Source organism: Acidisphaera sp. L21, assembly GCF_009765685.1.
In the GTDB taxonomy this organism is placed as follows: Bacteria; Pseudomonadota; Alphaproteobacteria; order Acetobacterales; family Acetobacteraceae; genus LMUY01.
Genome location: NZ_LMUY01000103.1, coordinates 135,436 through 151,456 on the forward strand (window position 1 = coordinate 135,436; position 16,021 = coordinate 151,456).

The 16,021-nt window shown below is 65.5% G+C and carries 23 protein-coding genes; 21 read left to right on the plus strand and 2 right to left on the minus strand.

The genetic code is table 11. The annotated features are described in order from the left end of the window. Positions 1-12 precede the first annotated feature (12 nt). Both GSQ76_RS21075 and GSQ76_RS21080 read left to right on the plus strand, forming a co-directional pair. Positions 13-1,452, plus strand: coding sequence for a phage portal protein (locus GSQ76_RS21075; RefSeq protein ID WP_158746068.1), 1,440 nt, complete (start codon positions 13-15; stop codon positions 1,450-1,452). Next, on the plus strand, positions 1,449-1,823 hold the full coding sequence (locus tag GSQ76_RS21080; protein WP_158746069.1) for a hypothetical protein: 375 nt from the start codon (positions 1,449-1,451) through the stop codon (positions 1,821-1,823). Before GSQ76_RS21075 ends, GSQ76_RS21080 begins: the two co-directional genes overlap by 4 nt. Positions 1,824-1,833: 10 nt before the next feature. Here GSQ76_RS21080 and GSQ76_RS21085 read toward each other — a convergent pair whose 3' ends face one another. Then, positions 1,834-2,232 carry a hypothetical protein gene (locus GSQ76_RS21085; RefSeq protein WP_158746070.1) on the minus strand — a complete coding sequence of 133 codons (399 nt, stop codon included), beginning with the start codon at positions 2,230-2,232 and terminating at the stop codon, positions 1,834-1,836. A gap of 29 nt (positions 2,233-2,261) precedes the next feature. On the opposite strand from GSQ76_RS21085, the gene GSQ76_RS21090 reads away from it, so the two are divergent. The 9 genes from GSQ76_RS21090 to GSQ76_RS21130 all read left to right on the plus strand — a co-directional run bounded on the left by GSQ76_RS21090 (position 2,262) and on the right by GSQ76_RS21130 (position 8,568). Further along, positions 2,262-3,584 carry a DUF4043 domain-containing protein gene (locus GSQ76_RS21090; protein WP_158746071.1) on the plus strand — a complete coding sequence of 441 codons (1,323 nt, stop codon included), beginning with the start codon at positions 2,262-2,264 and terminating at the stop codon, positions 3,582-3,584. 31 nt (positions 3,585-3,615) lie between these two features. Further along, a complete protein-coding gene (locus GSQ76_RS21095) occupies positions 3,616-3,993 on the plus strand; it encodes a hypothetical protein (RefSeq protein WP_158746072.1) in 378 nt (125 codons plus the stop codon). A 9-nt stretch (positions 3,994-4,002) separates the two neighbouring features. After that, positions 4,003-4,638, plus strand: coding sequence for a hypothetical protein (locus GSQ76_RS21100; RefSeq protein WP_158746073.1), 636 nt, complete (start codon positions 4,003-4,005; stop codon positions 4,636-4,638). Further along, positions 4,638-5,447: a hypothetical protein gene (locus tag GSQ76_RS21105; RefSeq protein WP_158746074.1), complete on the plus strand. Its 810-nt coding sequence runs from the start codon at positions 4,638-4,640 to the stop codon at positions 5,445-5,447. The genes GSQ76_RS21100 and GSQ76_RS21105 overlap by 1 nt, the downstream gene beginning before the upstream one ends. Positions 5,448-5,458: 11 nt before the next feature. Beyond that, a complete protein-coding gene (locus GSQ76_RS21110) occupies positions 5,459-5,611 on the plus strand; it encodes a hypothetical protein (protein WP_158746075.1) in 153 nt (50 codons plus the stop codon). Between the two features lie 2 nt (positions 5,612-5,613). Beyond that, positions 5,614-7,191 (plus strand): phage tail protein, encoded by a 1,578-nt coding sequence (locus tag GSQ76_RS21115; protein WP_158746076.1) that lies wholly within the window; start codon positions 5,614-5,616, stop codon positions 7,189-7,191. A gap of 12 nt (positions 7,192-7,203) precedes the next feature. Continuing rightward, complete coding sequence (locus tag GSQ76_RS21120; protein ID WP_158746077.1) at positions 7,204-7,632, plus strand: hypothetical protein; 429 nt, start codon at positions 7,204-7,206, stop codon at positions 7,630-7,632. Between the two features lie 48 nt (positions 7,633-7,680). Then, a complete protein-coding gene (locus GSQ76_RS21125; RefSeq protein ID WP_158746078.1) occupies positions 7,681-8,025 on the plus strand; it encodes a hypothetical protein in 345 nt (114 codons plus the stop codon). A gap of 174 nt (positions 8,026-8,199) precedes the next feature. Next, positions 8,200-8,568, plus strand: a complete 369-nt coding sequence (locus GSQ76_RS21130) for a hypothetical protein (protein WP_158746079.1) — start codon at positions 8,200-8,202, stop codon at positions 8,566-8,568. Positions 8,569-9,035: 467 nt separating this feature from the next. Here the strand turns inward: GSQ76_RS21130 and GSQ76_RS21135 are convergent, their stop codons facing one another. Then, positions 9,036-9,263: a hypothetical protein gene (locus GSQ76_RS21135; protein ID WP_158746080.1), complete on the minus strand. Its 228-nt coding sequence runs from the start codon at positions 9,261-9,263 to the stop codon at positions 9,036-9,038. A 106-nt stretch (positions 9,264-9,369) separates the two neighbouring features. Here GSQ76_RS21135 and GSQ76_RS21140 point away from each other — a divergent pair, with 106 nt between their 5' ends. The 10 genes from GSQ76_RS21140 to GSQ76_RS21185 are packed head-to-tail and all read left to right on the plus strand — an operon-like array spanning position 9,370 to position 16,015. After that, on the plus strand, positions 9,370-9,717 hold the full coding sequence (locus GSQ76_RS21140) for a hypothetical protein (RefSeq protein ID WP_216851195.1): 348 nt from the start codon (positions 9,370-9,372) through the stop codon (positions 9,715-9,717). After that, positions 9,718-10,398, plus strand: coding sequence for a hypothetical protein (locus GSQ76_RS21145; RefSeq protein WP_158746082.1), 681 nt, complete (start codon positions 9,718-9,720; stop codon positions 10,396-10,398). Then, positions 10,398-10,583 (plus strand): hypothetical protein, encoded by a 186-nt coding sequence (locus GSQ76_RS21150; RefSeq protein WP_158746083.1) that lies wholly within the window; start codon positions 10,398-10,400, stop codon positions 10,581-10,583. Before GSQ76_RS21145 ends, GSQ76_RS21150 begins: the two co-directional genes overlap by 1 nt. After that, entirely contained in the window at positions 10,570-11,601 is a 1,032-nt protein-coding gene (locus GSQ76_RS21155) for a phage late control D family protein (protein ID WP_158746084.1), read from the plus strand. Before GSQ76_RS21150 ends, GSQ76_RS21155 begins: the two co-directional genes overlap by 14 nt. 10 nt (positions 11,602-11,611) lie before the next feature. After that, the gene (locus tag GSQ76_RS21160; RefSeq protein WP_158746085.1) at positions 11,612-12,151 is read left to right on the plus strand and encodes a phage baseplate assembly protein V; all 540 of its coding nucleotides are present in this window, start codon (positions 11,612-11,614) and stop codon (positions 12,149-12,151) included. A gap of 24 nt (positions 12,152-12,175) precedes the next feature. Then, a complete protein-coding gene (locus GSQ76_RS21165; RefSeq protein ID WP_158746086.1) occupies positions 12,176-12,538 on the plus strand; it encodes a hypothetical protein in 363 nt (120 codons plus the stop codon). A gap of 27 nt (positions 12,539-12,565) precedes the next feature. Next, complete coding sequence (locus GSQ76_RS21170; protein ID WP_158746087.1) at positions 12,566-13,684, plus strand: baseplate J/gp47 family protein; 1,119 nt, start codon at positions 12,566-12,568, stop codon at positions 13,682-13,684. A 1-nt stretch (position 13,685) separates the two neighbouring features. Then, positions 13,686-14,327 carry a hypothetical protein gene (locus GSQ76_RS21175; protein ID WP_158746088.1) on the plus strand — a complete coding sequence of 214 codons (642 nt, stop codon included), beginning with the start codon at positions 13,686-13,688 and terminating at the stop codon, positions 14,325-14,327. 12 nt (positions 14,328-14,339) lie between these two features. Further along, positions 14,340-15,569, plus strand: coding sequence for a glycine-rich domain-containing protein (locus tag GSQ76_RS21180; protein WP_158746089.1), 1,230 nt, complete (start codon positions 14,340-14,342; stop codon positions 15,567-15,569). Positions 15,570-15,571: 2 nt separating this feature from the next. Next, positions 15,572-16,015: a hypothetical protein gene (locus tag GSQ76_RS21185; protein WP_158746090.1), complete on the plus strand. Its 444-nt coding sequence runs from the start codon at positions 15,572-15,574 to the stop codon at positions 16,013-16,015. The last annotated feature ends 6 nt before the right edge of the window (positions 16,016-16,021 follow it).

The following is a 16,021-nucleotide window of genomic DNA, read 5'->3' on the forward strand; positions in this document are numbered from 1 at the left end:
CGAAGGACCCGCATGTTCCAGACCATCTGCGACCTCATCCCCAGCGACCCCGGCATGCCGGAGCGCGCTCGTCGGCTGGACATCCTCCGCCGTGCGCTCAACGGCACACTCTACGACGTCCTACCGCATGATTTTCATGAGGAACGCACCCAGTCCGGTGACTATATCCCCCTCCGCCTGCGCCGCCCAAGCGTCCGCTACGCCATGGCCCGTATCGTCACCGAGGATAGCGTCGCCCTGTTGTTCAGTGAGGGCCATTTCCCCACTGTCGATTCTCCCGATCACGCCACCCGCGACACCCTCGCCGCCTTGCTGAAATCTGCCCACCTCAACGAGATCATGATCGATGCCGCCCTCCGCGGCAGCATCGGCAGCATTGCCATCCTCATGCGGATCCTGGGTGGCCGACCCTTCTTCTCCGTGCTCGACACCATCAATCTCACGCCCTGCTGGCGCCCGGACGCACCCGATACGCTCGCCTCCGTCACCGAGCGTTACAAACTTCCCGGCGCCAACTTCGCCGCAGCCGGCTATGCAATTCCCGACATAGGCGAAACCTACTGGTTCACTCGCTGCTGGGACGACCAGGCCGAAATTTGGTATCTACCCCAGCCCGTCAGTGACATCGGCCCGCCGCAGCGCGATCCGGACCGTTCCATCACCCATGGCCTCGATTTTGTGCCCCTTGCCTGGGTGCGCAATCTCCCCGGTGCCTCCTGGACCAATGACCCGGCGGACGGCGCCTGCACCTTTCGCGCCGCCATCGAGACCTCGATCGAGATCGACTATCAACTCTCCCAGGCCGGACGTGGCTTGAAATACAGCTCCGACCCAACCCTGCTTATCAAGGAACCCGCCGGCCTGGACGGGGAAATGATTCGCGGCGCCGGCAACGCGCTGGTCGTCTCCGAACACGGCGACGCAAAATTGCTGGAAATTGGCGGCACCGCGTCGGCAGCCGTGATCGAATACGTCCGCACCTTGCGGGAATTCGCGCTTGAAAGCGTTCACGGCAACCGTGCCGACGCCTCCCGCCTCTCCGCCGCCACCTCCGGCCGCGCTCTGGAGCTTATGAACCAGGGCCTACTCTGGCTCGCCGACAACTTGCGCATCTCCTACGGCGAGGGTGCCATCCTCACCCTGGCGCGCATGGTTCTTCGCGCCGGCGCCAAATACCAACTCCGCCTCGGCGACGCCGCCCTAGCCAAGCTCGACGAGCACGCCCCACTCAGCCTCATCTGGCCGCACTGGTACCCGTCCTCCTCGGTCGACCGGCAAAACGACGCGCAAACCCTCGCCACCCTTACCGCCGCGGGGCTGATGAGCAAGCAGACCGCGGTCAAGTCGCTCGCCGATGCCTACGACGTCGAGGACATCCCGGCCGAGCTGAACCGGATAGCGGAATCGACCCCGCCAAGCGACCCCAAGCACCCCAATCGGGACAAAGAATGACCGACGAACCAGTAGAGCCTGCCAACCCCGTCGATCCCGTTGAGACTCTGCGCGCCCAGTTGGCCGAGGCCAACCATCGGTTGATCCAGGCTGAGCTGAAAAGCCACGCCATCCGCGCCGGCATCATCGATGTGGATTGTCTGAAACTGCTGGACACCAGCGGTCTCGTCCTGGACGCGTCCGGCGACCTCATTGCCGCCCCAGCGGCTTTGGCCAAGCTCAAGCTGGACAAGCCCTGGTTGTTCACCAAGCCCAACACCAGTCACCCCACGCCGCCTCCGGCGCCAGAACCGCCCAAGCCCCGCATGGCCCGGGACATGACGTTCCGCGAATGGCAGACCGCACGGGAGCGGCTTTTGCGCGGGCGCTGATCCCGGCTCGCTAGTTCCGCGCCTCGCCGACCTCGCCGGAATGCACCATCCCAAGATGGCTGGTCAGCGCCGAAACCATTTTCCGCACCTCGGCTGCCGCCAGCACGAACCCCACCGTGCCAAACGCTGGATGCGCGAACGCCAACATCGAGCCTTCAGTGAGCGCCTCCGGCCGGACGATCCAGGCCGGTGCAACGACCGCCTGCACCCCGGTGGCCTCCAGCCCGCGCTCCTTGGCATCTGGCGGCAAATCCCCCACCAGCCTGGCCCGTGCAGCGCCCAGCGCCCCAATCAACTCCAGCAACTGACCCGGCGTGAGCGTCACCGACCCTTCCGCCCCGCTCCCGGGCAGCAAAGACAGCACCGCACTTCCATCGCCGAGCGCAACGTTCATCCGCGGCTGCGCCATACCCAGACCTCCATATTCAAGGGACCCACATGGGCATCCAGAACTTCCCCCTCTCGCTCCAGCCCATCATCCAGCAGGGCTTTCTCGAGCGCGAGTTCGAACACGCCCTCACTTCCCGCCTGGGCTATCGCGCCATCGCGGATCGCGAAGCCTTTGCGGTTGGCATCGGCGAGACCCTTACCAAGACCCGCGCCGGTCTTAAACCCTCCGTCACCACCCCGCTCGCAGCCTCAACCAATACCAACCTCGACAACGGCCTCACCCCGACCTCCTGGGGTGTCGAGCAATACACGATCACGATCAACCACTACGCGTCCACTACCGACCTCAACATGGTCACATCTCGCGTCGGGATCGAAGGACAATTCCTGCTGAACGCCTACTCGAACGGCCAGCAGGCAGCCCGGTCGCTCGACGAGTTGGCCCGTAACGCCCTCTTCGCTCCGTATTTCGGCGGCAACACGCGGCTGCGGACAACCCTTGGCTCCGCCGGCCCGGTCATCGCCGTGGACGACATCCGCGGCTTCCAGATGGTTTTCGTCAACGGCATCCAAACTCCCGTCTCCGGCGCAGCCACCCTGACTGTAACCGTCGGCGCCAACGCCTACACCCTCACCGGCGCCACGGCGGACGGCACGAACGTCTCCACCGCACCGGGCGGCCTATCCGGCAGCCTCACCTTCAGCAGTTCCGTCAGCATCAGCGACGGCACCGTCGGCAACGCCGTCCAGGCCGCCAACGCCTCGGTCGTGCTGCGGCCAAATACGCGCACCACCACCGCTGGTCTCATCGCCACTGACACGCTCGGCATGGCCAACCTGCTGGACGCCGTGGCAAAGCTCCGCATGAACGCCGTGCCGGAAATCGACGGCGTATACAACTGCTATCTCGATCCGGTCAGCGCCCGCCAGCTTTTTGCCGACCAGGACTTCCAGCGCCTCTTTACCGGCGCCACCTCGGCCAACCAGGTCTTCAAACAGGGCATGGTCAACGACTTCCTCGGCCTCCGCTTCATCCCCACGACCGAAGCCTACGTCCAAGCCCACCCGACCATCGCCGGCGCCGTCGTCCGCCGCCCGATCATCTGCGGCAAGGGAGCCCTTATCGAGGGTGATTTCGCCGGCATGGCGGCAGACGACGTCGCCCCCAAGGACAGCATCGTCACCATGGTCGACGGCATCGCCATGGTCACTCGCGAGCCGATAGACCGTCTGCAGCAGATCATCGCCCAGTCCTGGTACTGGATCGGCGGCTTCTGCGCTCCCAGCGACACCACAACCAATCCAACCATCATCCCCACCGCGACCAACGCCTCGTTCAAGCGCGCCGTCATGATCGAGCACGTAGGCTAGGCCCAACATTCGCGCCGCAGGGACCGTATCCATGCTCACCGACGCCGAAAAGACCGATGCCCGACGCTTCTGCGGCTATCCTGCCTACGGTGCGGCCCCCAGCGGCAACACCGGCTACCGCTTCTTCCAAGCCTACGGCACCCTCGAATACCGCCTCAACAACCTGTCGGCTGCAGAGGAAACCGTCCTGCGCACCCACCTCGCGACGCTGCGTGGCTTTGAACGCGCCATTCCGTCCGCCGCCGAAAATTTGGACACTGCCGCTGCCGCCGTCTGGACCCGTAATCCCAACGAACTCGCCGATCGGCAGAACCTGGAATTCGACTGGGGCCGCCGCCTCTGCGGCTTCCTGGGTCTACCGCCTGGTCCGGCGCTGCAGAACCGATCCACCGTCACCCTCATCGTCTAGCCCGGCATCATGCACTACCGGCAAATACAGGACCGCATAGCCCGCGGCCTCGGCACCGCCGCGCGCCACGTCGGACCACCATACGACGCCTTCCGTCCCCGGACCGCTCACAATCCGCTTGCCCCCGAACACCGCTACCTGCGCCTGCCAGCTGCCTTCGCCGACGAAAACCTCTCCCTCCGGCACCCGGTCGGCTACGGCCATGCGGGTTGGGGTGGCATTTTCGACACCGCCTACACACGACCCGGCGACTACCTGGTCGGCGAGATCGGCACCTTCTTCATCTCCGCCCAGCAACCGCTGCTTCCAGCGTTCTGCATCCTAACCAACCGCATCGTCACGATCACTCGGGCTGCCAGCCCGGGCGCCGCCGGCGTCAATGCTTATGGCGGTCTTACCACGGCGACGGCGACCACTATCCTCAGCGCTTGGCCTGCCTCGATCCTGTTCGCGGGTACCGGCTCCCCCGGCGACCTACCCGGCGACGCCACAACGCCCAATTGGACCATCCTGCTGCCCACCATCCCCGTCGGCCTGCGTCCCGCCGATCTCATTAGCGACGACCAGGGCAGCGCCTACGTCATCGGTTCTGTAGAACGCACATTTCTCGGCTGGCGTCTGCTCGCCAAACAGGCGTCGACCTAATGCCCACGCAATCCGACGCCGAAACGGCCCTTACCGAATTGGCCGCCGCCGCCCTGTACCCCAACGGCACTGCGGCTGATCCGGCTATCGCCAGCACCATCCGCCTCTATCGCGGCTGGCCCAATGCCACCGCCCTAGATGCAGACCTGGCTGCGGGCAACGTCAACATCACCGTATTCCCCGTCCCCGGCGCCACCCGCCTCACCACCCGCTACACGCTCGACTGGATGCCCGATCCCGTAACCCCGACGCTCACCGTGTCCGTCACTGGTAACACCGTCACCTTCGCTGGGTCTGCTGATGCCGGGCAACTCGCAGGCATACTCGTTGAAGGCAAGTCCTACGTCCATCGCACGATAGACGCCGACAACCCGGCGCTCGTCGCCGCCATCCTAGCAGCCGCCATCAACCCGATCCGCCCCGCCACCGCCGCCGGCACCACAGTGACCATTCCGAACGCCACCAGCCTCGTCGCCCGCACCGCCGCCGACGCCTCTGCCAACCTGGAACTCCGCCGCCAACAGCAGGAGTTTCGGGTTACCGCCTGGTGCCCCACGCCAGACCTGCGCGACGCCACCTGCAACACCCTGGACATCACGTTCGCCGCCACGCCGTTCCTGACTCTCCCCGACGGTTCGGCCGCCCGGCTACGCTACGTCTCCACCACCACATTCGATCAACGCCAGGACGCCGCCCTCTATCGCCGCGACCTTCTTTACACCGTCGAGTTCCCAACGACGCAGGTCGCCACCCAGCCATCGATGCTCTTCGGCACCCTGGGCCTCGGCGCGTCAGTCATCACCGCCTGAACGGAGCTTCCATGGATATAATCCTTGTCGTCGTGCGCGCCTTTGGTCCGCACGCGATCGGCGACCGCATCACCACGCCTTCCGACGTCACCGCCATGCTCGCCTCCGAACACGCCGGCTGCGTCGTGGCCATTCCCCAGCCCACCCCGACGACGGAGCACTGAGCATGCCGATTGTCCAACAGGGCTCGATCAACACCACCGCACTTGTCGTGCCGGACCTTTACGTCCAGATCGTCCCGCCGCAGAACCTCGTCCTCAATGGCGTGCCGACCAACGTTCTCGGCGTCGTCGGCACCGCGTCCTGGGGTCCCGTCAATCAGCCGGTCACCCTGGCCTCCATGGCCGACTACGCCCGTACCTTCGGCCCGGTTCTCGCCCGCAAATATGACATGGGCACCCAGGTCGCCACCGCCGTGCAGCAAGGCGCCAGCAACTTCCGCTGCGTCCGCGTCACCGACGGGACGGACATGGCCGCGACATACGCCATCTTCTATGCTGGCGGGTCATACCCCCTCGAACTCGTGGCGCGCTACACCGGCAGCCTCGGCAACAGCATCGCCGTCAACATCACCAGCGGTTCGCAAGCCGGCACCTGGCGCCTCACCCTCGCTATCCCAGGTCTTACGCCCGAACAGTTCGACAACATAGCCGCACCCAGCCCGGCAGTGTTCTGGACCAACCTGGCCAACGCAATCAACAACGGCGCCTCGGCTCTGCGCGGTCCCAGCCAGCTTGTTGTCGCCTCACTCGGCTCCGCCACCAGCACCGCTCCACAAGCTCTCTCCAACCAAGCCCTGCTCGGCGGCACCGACGGCGCCACCAGCATCAATGCCGCGACACTGGTCGGCGTCGACACCCTGCCGCGCCGCGGCCTCTACGCCCTGCGCGGCCAGGGCTGCAGCATCGGCCTGCTGGCGGATGCGGATGATGCGGGCCAATTCTCGGTCCAGGCGGACTTTGCCCTGTCCGAAGGCGTCTACATGATCGCCACCGGCCCGTCCGGAGACACGCTGGCCACCGCCATCAGTGCGAAACAGGCCGCCGGGCTCGACAGCTACGGCGTCAAGCTGATGTTCGGTGATTGGCTCTACTGGAATGACCAGACCAACGCCTCGATCCGCCTCGTATCCCCGCAGGGCTTCACCGCCGGCCGGCTCGCGAACCTCTCGCCGGAGCAATCCAGCCTCAACAAGCAGCTTTACGGCGTCATCGGCAGCCAGAAATCCGGCACGCCCGGCTCCGGCCAAACCACCAGCTACAGCAGTGCCGAACTTGCGCAATTGTTGGGTAACGGCATCGACGTCATCGCCAACCCGCAACCTGCAGGCACATTTTGGGGCGTGCGCGGTGGCCACAACTCCAGCTCCAACGCTGCAACGAACGGCGACAACTACACGCGCATGACCAACTACATCGCCAGCACGCTTGCCGCCGGCATGGGCCAATTCGTCGGCCAGGTCATCAACGCCACCCTGTTCCGCCGCATCCGAGCCACCCAGCTTTCCTTCCTGCAGAACCTACTCTCCCAGGGTATCCTCGGCAGCACCGACGGATCCCTCCCCTTCGGCGTCGTCTGCGACACTTCCAATAACCCCAACAGCCGCACCAGCCTCGGCTACGTCCAGTCCGACGCCCAGATCCAATACCAGGCGATCAACGAGAAGTTCATCGTCAACATGGAGGGCGGCCAGACCGTCCAGGTCACCCGCCAGACCCTGCCGTCCGGGCAGATCAGCAGCTAAGGAGCAGCCTCAGTGCCCACCAACGCCTTTACTCTCGGCCGCGACTGCCAACTCGTCGTCATCGGCCCTCAGGGTCGTGTCGACCTCACTCACGTCACCGGCTTCGACAGCCGCCAGATGACCCAGCCCATCCGCATCGACCGGCTGGACGGCACGCAACTCGCCGCCGAACTGCCGAAAGGCTGGGAGGGCAGCTTCGAACTCGAGCGCGGCAACAGTGTCGCCGATGACTTCATCGCCACCACCGAGCAGGCCTATTTCACCAATGGCCAGCTCACCGCCAGCACCTTGTACCAGTATGTGAGCGAAGCCGACAGTAGCACCAGCACCTATCAATACGATGGCGCCGTCTTCAAACTATCAGCCGCCGGCGCCTGGCGCGGTGACGCTGCCGTGAAGCAGAAATTGGAATTCTTCGCCACTCGCCGCCGCCGGGTCTAACCCAAGCCCCGCCTTCCTCATTCGAGAAAGTCGATCCGGGAGCCAACGATGCAAACCCCTACACAATCCTACGTCGCCGCCGCCCAAGACATCCGCACCATCACCGACGCGGTGGGTCGCACACTCACAATCCGTCGCCCCACCACCCTGGACCGCCTGCACCTGTTCAAGGCGGCCGGCCCAATCCTCTCCGGCAACGACCGCTATCTCGGCCTAGCCATGCTCGCCTTCACCGTCATCGCCATCGACGGCGTCCCAATGCCGCGCCCAACCAGCGAACCCCAGATCGATGCCGCCGTCGATCGCCTCGGCGATGACGGCATAAACGCGATCGCCGCTTGCCTCGACCCCACGGACACCGAAGGCCTGGCCGTCGCCACCGCGGGAAACTGAGCGAGCACCCCGATCTTGTGGACAGCCTATACCTGGTCCGCAACGGGGTGCCCTTCGACGTTGCGTTTTCCCTGAGCCGCGAAGATCGCCTCGCCTGGGTCGTCGTCCTCGGTCGCCTCGACACCGGCCGCGCTTTCGACTGGGCAACCCACACATGGTCGGAGTGATGTTCCGATGACTCCCGCCCAAGCCGCTGCAGCCCTATCGGATCTTCCGATTACGGACACCCTGGCCACGGTCCTCGCTGCCCAGTCCAACCGTCTGGCCGAGGCCGTGCGCGCCAACCTCGCCACTCCACCCGGCGGTCCGCACGACCGTCCCTGGCGTCAATCTGGGCAACTCCAGGCCAGCATCGCCGCCAGCACCGACGGCCTTGCCGCGCAAATCGGCTCCAACGATCCGGCGGCCGCGCCACAGGAACTCGGCACCGCCACCATCCCACCCCGCCCATTCCTCGCCCCCGCCGCCACCGCCCTGGCAGAGCCGATTGCGCGCGAGATCGGCCGGGTCCTCGTAGACCTGCTGATACATCGCCTGAAATAGGCCAGACCTAACTCAGAGGCACCGCCCATGCTAGAAGCCTACGAGATCGGCATCTCCCTTGCCCTCCAGGATGGCGTCAGCGACGGCATCGCCCTCATCCGCCGCGACCTATCGGCGCTGGACCGCGCAATCGCCGCAACATCCCAGCACCTGGCCCAACTCCGGACCCAATCCGCCGCAACCGGCATCACCCGGCCGCCACTACCCGCCATCGCCGGACCGGCCACCCAGTCGGCACCCCCCGCCACCGATGCCGCTGAACTACCCGCCCGGCCGACGCCACCCGCTGCGACGACTTCAACATCATTCATCGCACCGGCCGTAATCCCGACACAGCCGATTGCAACGCCTGCACCAGTTTCGCCTTCGGCACCGCTTGCCAAGGCACCCAGCCAACCACTCCCGCCGCGAGCGCAGGCGGCGCTGCAAACACCTTCACAGCGGCCGTCCGGTTCCCTCCAACCGCCTCAGCAAAGTCGCCCAGGCGCAGCGGTTGCAGCCCCTTCAGCCGCCGGATCGGTGGCCGTAGCCCGCGATACCGCTCCCATCCTCTCGCAATCCGCCGCTGCACCAACCAACACGAGAGACGCCGCACCGCCGCAAGCCGCAGCACTGTCCTCCAGCCCCACCATCCCGGCCCGCGCTGCCGCTTCGGTCACCAGAACGGCCACCACGATCAGATCCGCGGCGTTCACCCAAGCGCTCCCCGCGCAGGCATCGCCACCTTCGAGGCCTCAGCAACCTGCCACCAAGCCAATTGCGGCCCGGGCGGCACCACCCGCGTCATCACAGATCCAACCAGTGCCAATGCGTCAGCGGGCCGTCCTTACTGCGCCGTCGATCACCAACATTGGCAGCCCCCCTTCTTTCACCGCCCCGCAATCTCCGCCACCCGGCGCGCCGACCTACCAACCGCCCTCCGCGCGCCCGGCCGCATCTCCCCAGCAGCCGGCCGCCGCGTCCTTTGCCCCACCGCCGCAGCAGGCCGCCCCCATCACCCTGCAGGGCGACATCGTCCTCGACGGCGCCCGCGTCGGGCGGTGGATGACCAGCAGCCTCGCCCGCCAGGCCTCCCGCCCCGCCGCCGGCCCAACCGGTCCCGACCCCCGCCAGACCCCCCTATGGTCCGGCCAAGCACAAGGCTTCTGAATGTCCGATTTTAGTCTGACCCTCGGCCCAGTCGCTTTCGCCGGATTCGAGCTTCCCAGTTCCATCACCCTTGGCGGCCACCAACGCTTGGCCATCCACCGCTTACCCGGCGGCCTACGCATCATCGACGCCCTCGGTCCCGACCCGGCGGATATTGCCTTTTCTGGCATCTTTACCGGCCCCGACGCCGCCGATCGCGCCCGCCTGCTCGACACCCTCCGCGTCGCCGGGGCCGCCCTCCCACTTTCTTGGGACGCCTTCTTCTACACAGTCATCATTGAGACGCTGGAGGCGGACTATCGCAGTCCCTGGTGGATTCCCTATCGCCTTTCCTGCACCGTCCTACGGGACGAAGCGGCCGCGCTCGTCACCTCGGCCATCCAACTCACACCCGCCATCAGCGCCGACCTGCTAGCCGCCGGCTCCTTCGCCACCGCCGCCTCTGTCGCTATCGGTACGCCGGGCGCCACCACCGCAGGCACCGCGGCCTATGCCGCTGCTCAAACCACGCTCGCTACCACGCTCACTGGAATCGACGGCCAACTCGCCGCCGCTGAACCGGGCCTGCAATCGTCAGACCTACCCTCCGCCACCGCCTCGGCGGGCCTGCTTGCACAGCTCAGCAACGCGCGGGCCTACACCGCTCGCGCGGCCCGCAATCTGTCTACCGCCAGCACCTGATGGGGAACCTTACCGTCGCAGGTGGAAATCTTTTCCGCATCGCCGCCGAACAGCTTGGTGACGCCACACAATGGATCCGCATTGCGGAGTTGAACGCGCTGTCCGACCCGGTCCTGACCGGGCTCACAGTGCTCAGGCTTCCCAATCCGGATCCCACCGCCGGGGGCGGCATTGCCCGACAATAGTCTTCGCACCCCCAGCATCACCGCCCTTTCGGACGGGGCCGAACTGCCGAACCTCATCGACGGCGACATCTTCGACAACGCTCACTTCGCCGCAGCACGCTTTCGTCTCCGCTTTGCACTCTCCCCCACCGATGCGGAAACCCTTTTCCAACCCGGCGCCGTCATCGAAATCCAATCAACCCTCGGCGGCGCTCCCACAAGCTTGCTCCAGGGCGAGACCGATACAATCACTTGCGACGTCCTGAACGGCATCGTCGACGTCGAGGGCCGCGACCTCACCGCTCGCCTGCTAGACGCCCGGACTCAAGAAACCTTCAGCAACCAAACCGCCAGCGAGATCGCCACCACCCTCGCCGGCCGCCATAGCCTCACCCCCGATATTACCGCCACCTCCACACTCGCTGGCCGCTACTACGCCACGGAGCACGACCGCATCACACTCGGCCAGTTCTCGCGCGCCACAACGGAATGGGATCTCCTCACCTTCCTCGCTGCCCGCGAAGGCTTCGAGGTATTTGTCACCGGCCAAACCCTAACCTTCGCCCCGCCCCCTGACACGCCGGCGGTGCTCACCCTCTCCCCCGATCTCTGCATCAGCCTCCAGCTCGAACACGCCCTCACCCTCGCCCGCGATATCGAGGTCACGGTCAAGTCCTGGAACAGCCGCCAGCAAAATGCCTTCACCCAAACCGCCCGCAGCGCCGCCAGAGGCAAGCGCAGCGGTCCGGTCCAGCGCATCGTCGTCGTCCGACCCAATCTCGCCCCAGATGACGCAGCCCAGCTAGCAAAACGCATCCTCACCGATCTCTCGGCGCACGAGCGCAACGTACATGCCGAACTCCCCGGCGAACTATCGCTGACGCCCCGTAGTCAAATCTTACTCACCGGCACCGGCACCGATTTCGACCAGATCTACTACGTCGCCGAACTCGACCGGCATTTCAGCGCTGCACACGGCTTTACCGAGCGGCTGCACCTTAAGAACATTCCCTCCAACGCCTCGATCGACACGTCATAGGAGCCAGGGTTTGGATCGTTTGCTCAACGCGCTGAAAGCCCAGGGCGCCAATCAGGACCAGGCAGCCGGTGTACCACGCTTCGGCACCGTCACCTCCGTCGACCCCACCACCGCCACCGCCCGCGTCACCCTCCAGCCGGAGGGCGTGCTCACCGGCTGGCTCCCCTTGCTCACACCCTGGGTCGGTAATGGCTGGGGCCTAGTCTGCCCGCCCTCACCCGGCGACCAGGTGCTCGTTTTCCCGCAAGAGGGCGATGCCGAACACGGTCTCATCCTCGGCGCCAGTTGGTCGGCCAAAACCACCCCACCTGCAGCCCCCTGCGGTGAATTCTGGCTAGTCCATAAATCCGGCAGCTTCCTCAAACTGCAGAATGACGGAACCGTGCAGATCAAGGCGGACGTCTACGTCACCGGCACCGTCCAGGTCACCGGCGACGTTCGTGCCGCGGGTGACGTCTATGACAGCCACGGCGCACTCAGCGCCCTGCGCGCCCACTATAACGCGCACCTTCATCCGCCAATCCCTTCCACCACCAGCATGCCGGATTGATTGATCGCGACTTAGGAAGTACCCATGCCCGACCTATCTCAACTCTGGGGCAATGATCTAGCCTGGTCTCCCACCGGCGACCTCGCCACCGCCGACATCCCTTCTGTCACGCAACAGCGCGTCCTGCGCCGCCTGCTCACGAGCACCGGCGAATACCTATGGGCACTGGATTACGGCGCAGGTCTCGCCTCATTCGTCGGCCAACCCGGCGCCGCCGCCGCCATTCGTGCCGCCATTCGCGGGCAGATCTTCAAAGAGGCCGCCGTCGCACAAACCCCCGAACCGATCATCGACCTGGTGCCGGACCCGGCCGGCGCGATCTATGTCCACATTCGCTACGCCGACGCAACCACCGGCGGCACTCAGACGATCGCCTTCGTCACCTGACGCCAACCGCTTGCGCATAGGTCAAACATGCAGCTTGAACTTCAGGACTTTACAACGCTGGTGCGCAATATGGCCGCTGGCGTCCAGGGCAGCGCACGCGTGCTCGTCGACCTCACCACCGGCAGTGTTCTCCGCGCGATTCTGGAGGCGAATGCCTCGCTTGCTCTATGGCTGCAATGGCTCATCGTGCAGGTGTTGGCCGCAACCCGCGCGGCAACTTCCAATGGCGCCGATCTCGACACCTGGGTTGCCGATTTCGGCCTTGCTCGCCTACCCGGCCAGGCCGCAGCCACGACGCTCGTCTTCTCTCGAATCACGCCGGGCTTCCCCGCAACCATCCCCGTCGGCGCACAGGTTAAAACCGGCGACAATACCGTCACCTTCACCGTCCTGGCCGACCCGGCCAACCCCGACTTCTCCGCCACGACGAACAGCTACGCCGTCGTCCCATCCGTCACCGCCATCGCCATCTCGGCCGCCGCTACAACATCCGGCGTCATCGGCAACGTCCAGGCGGGTGCAATTTCCCTCCTCGCCTCTGCCATGCCGGGTATCGACGCTGTCACCAACCCCGCCGCGGCTGCCGGCGGTCTTGATGCCGAGCCCGACGCCGCCCTACGCGTCCGCTTTGGCAACTTCATCGATAGCCGCTCGCGTGCAACTCCGCGCGCCATCGCCTTTGCAATCCAATCACTGCAACAGGGCATCGGCTTCGTCCTGGCTGAAAACACCGATCCGTCCGGCGCCACCCGCCCGGGTTTCTTTACCGTAACCATTGATGACGGATCTGGCTCGCCACCGTCGACGTTGATTGCACTAGTCGCCGCCGCGATCGACGCAGTGCGCCCCGTCGGCACACAATTCGCCATCCAGCCGCCCCAGCCAATCGCCGCCAATGTTTCCATCACCATCACGACGCCAACGGTGAACCATGCCGCTGCCCAGTTGGCCGTATCCAACGCCATCACCAACTACATCTCGACCCTGCCAATCGGTGTACCACTCCGCACCTCCCGCCTCGCCGCTCTCGCCTACGCCGCAGACCCTTCGATAAGCAACGTCTCCCTCCTCACCATCAACGGCGGTAACGATCTCGTTCCGTCAGCCACTGGCGTTGTAAAGCCTGGAACGATTGCGGTGAACTGACATGACTGGTGACGCACCCGACTTCATTACCCGCATCAAATCCGCTCTCCCAACCCGGTGGTTCCCCGACGACACCCCCGTGCTGGACAGCGTCCTATCCGGACTCGCCATCGCATGGTCGGCGCTGTACGCCCTGCTCGCATACGTCCGTCTACAGAGCCGCATCGCAACCGCCACCACGTCTTTCCTCGAGGGCGCAAGCACGGACTTCTTCGCCGACCGCCTTCCCCGCCGTATCGGTGAGTCCGACGACAGCTTCCGCGTCCGTCTGCAACAGGCACTCAGGCGCGAACACGCCACCCGCTTCGCGCTGCTCTCCACTCTGCAGGACCTCACGGGACATATTCCCATCATCTTCGAGCCATCGCGCATCACCGACACCGGCGCCTATGCAACAGCCTCGATGGGTTACGCAGTGGCCGGGGCCTGGGGCAGCCTCGAATTGCCGTTCCAGGTCTTCGTCACCGCCCGGCGTCCCCAGGGCGTTGGCATCGCCAATATCGCGGGGTATGCCACCGGCGGCCCCCTCGCCCGCGCCAGCCTCGCGCAGATTAGCGGCCAGGTCACCGACGCAGACATTGCCGCCGCCGTCACCGCCGTGATGCCAACGGCATCCACCGCGTGGCTTCGGATCACCAACTGAGGAAACCCCTACGTGGATCGCCAGATAGTCTACCCGGGAAGCATCCCGCTCGACACCGACCTCTTGTCCATTCAACGCAACACCATGGTTGCACTCGGCTACCTGACCCAGGCGACGCTCGGCGCATCGACCTTCGTCGACGGGCTGGAGTGTTTCGCCACGACGCCCGCAAGCCTCACCATCGTGCTCAACCCCGGCAGCATCGGGTCGTTCGGTGCCATTGATGCGGCGGCCTTTGGCTCCCTACCAGCCGACAATGTTGAGCCGCTCGTGCGGATGGGAGTTTCAACCAACCTGACCAACCTGACCCTGACCGCACCAGCCACGTCGGGCCAGTCCATCAACTACCTCATCCAGGCTAGCTTCAGCGAAACCGACACAACGGCAATCGTCCTTCCCTACTACAATGCCGCCAACCCCGCTCTTCCGTTCAGCGGCCCCGGGAACAGCGGGATCGCCGAAAACACCCAACGCATCCAACGCGTGCAGTTTCAGGTCAAACCGTCCGCCCCGGCCAACGCTGGCTCGCAGGTGACGCCGCCCGTCGATGCAGGTTGGAGCGGGCTCTACGTCGTCACGGTCAATTACGGCCAAACCCAAATCACCTCCTCCAGCATCGCGACCTATCCCGGCGCACCTTTCATTGCGTTCAAGCTCAGCGGCCTCACTCCCGGCTTCTCCCGCATGGCGACCTTCACCGCGTCGGGCAACTTCGTCGTCCCGAATGGCAGCACGTCTGTCAGAGTTCGGCTCTGCGGCGGCGGCGGTGGTGGCGCGTCCGGTCAAGGTGGCGCCGGCGGTGGTGCCGGCGGCTATGCGGAGGGCATTGTCCAAGTCACCCCGGGCCAGGTCATTCCGATCACGGTCGCCGGCGGCGGAGCAGCGGGAAACGTCGCCGCAGCCACAGCAGGTGGCACCAGCAACTTCGGCAGCGCCATGTCCGCCACTGGCGGCTCTGGCGGCGGCAACGCTCAATCCTTCGCCTCGGGCGGCGCTCCCGGTGCGGGCTTCGGTGGCTCTCTGAACCTACGCGGCGGCTATGGCTCCGACGGGAACGCAGGAACGGTCATGTTCGCCGGCAATGGCGGCGTCTCCTATTTCGGTGGCGGCGGCCGCGCCGCATCCACCGGTAGTGCCACCGAACAAATAGCGCTCGCCCCCGGCTCCGGCGGCGGCGCCGCTTACAGCGTCAGCGGCGCGGGCGGCCCCGGCGCACCCGGCGTCGTCATCGTGGAGTTCTAGTCTTGATCCGCATTTTCGCCATCCTGCTATTTATCGTTCCGGTATTCGCCAGTGCGCAATCCGTCAGCAGTTCGTACGCGACACGGGACGGTAGGGCCGGCACCGTCGTCATCACCTGCCCCAGCAGCGACAACACCTTCACAGCAGGCCCTTGTCCCGTGGCAAAGCCCAGCCCGGTCACGTTCGCCGCGCCATCTACGTCCGCGATCGTCACCCCGAACACCGCCGTGACGGTATTTGCCGCCAGCAGCGTCGCCACGGGATGCGACTTTGTGAACACTGGCACAGCCATCCTTTACATCGACCTGACGACGACCGCCGCCGCGGGCTTGCCAACCTCGATCCCACTGCAGCCAGGCCAGTCCTTCCACTGCCCCTACCCCCCCGCGGGCGCCGTCTCTGCAGTGGCGGCCCAGGCCCAATCCTTCGTGGCAATTCGCTACTAGCTCCCC

Coding starts and splice junctions, on each gene's coding strand:
- GSQ76_RS21085 (WP_158746070.1), bottom strand. CDS start 2,232: ATGGCGCAGCCGCGGATGAACGTTGCGCTCGGCGATGGAAGTGCGGTG.
- GSQ76_RS21165 (WP_158746086.1), top strand. CDS start 12,176: ATGCCCGACCTATCTCAACTCTGGGGCAATGATCTAGCCTGGTCTCCC.
- GSQ76_RS21105 (WP_158746074.1), top strand. CDS start 4,638: ATGCCCACGCAATCCGACGCCGAAACGGCCCTTACCGAATTGGCCGCC.
- GSQ76_RS21080 (WP_158746069.1), top strand. CDS start 1,449: ATGACCGACGAACCAGTAGAGCCTGCCAACCCCGTCGATCCCGTTGAG.
- GSQ76_RS21095 (WP_158746072.1), top strand. CDS start 3,616: ATGCTCACCGACGCCGAAAAGACCGATGCCCGACGCTTCTGCGGCTAT.
- GSQ76_RS21125 (WP_158746078.1), top strand. CDS start 7,681: ATGCAAACCCCTACACAATCCTACGTCGCCGCCGCCCAAGACATCCGC.
- GSQ76_RS21130 (WP_158746079.1), top strand. CDS start 8,200: ATGACTCCCGCCCAAGCCGCTGCAGCCCTATCGGATCTTCCGATTACG.
- GSQ76_RS21115 (WP_158746076.1), top strand. CDS start 5,614: ATGCCGATTGTCCAACAGGGCTCGATCAACACCACCGCACTTGTCGTG.
- GSQ76_RS21110 (WP_158746075.1), top strand. CDS start 5,459: ATGGATATAATCCTTGTCGTCGTGCGCGCCTTTGGTCCGCACGCGATC.
- GSQ76_RS21100 (WP_158746073.1), top strand. CDS start 4,003: ATGCACTACCGGCAAATACAGGACCGCATAGCCCGCGGCCTCGGCACC.
- GSQ76_RS21150 (WP_158746083.1), top strand. CDS start 10,398: ATGGGGAACCTTACCGTCGCAGGTGGAAATCTTTTCCGCATCGCCGCC.
- GSQ76_RS21090 (WP_158746071.1), top strand. CDS start 2,262: ATGGGCATCCAGAACTTCCCCCTCTCGCTCCAGCCCATCATCCAGCAG.
- GSQ76_RS21175 (WP_158746088.1), top strand. CDS start 13,686: ATGACTGGTGACGCACCCGACTTCATTACCCGCATCAAATCCGCTCTC.
- GSQ76_RS21145 (WP_158746082.1), top strand. CDS start 9,718: ATGTCCGATTTTAGTCTGACCCTCGGCCCAGTCGCTTTCGCCGGATTC.
- GSQ76_RS21170 (WP_158746087.1), top strand. CDS start 12,566: ATGCAGCTTGAACTTCAGGACTTTACAACGCTGGTGCGCAATATGGCC.
- GSQ76_RS21075 (WP_158746068.1), top strand. CDS start 13: ATGTTCCAGACCATCTGCGACCTCATCCCCAGCGACCCCGGCATGCCG.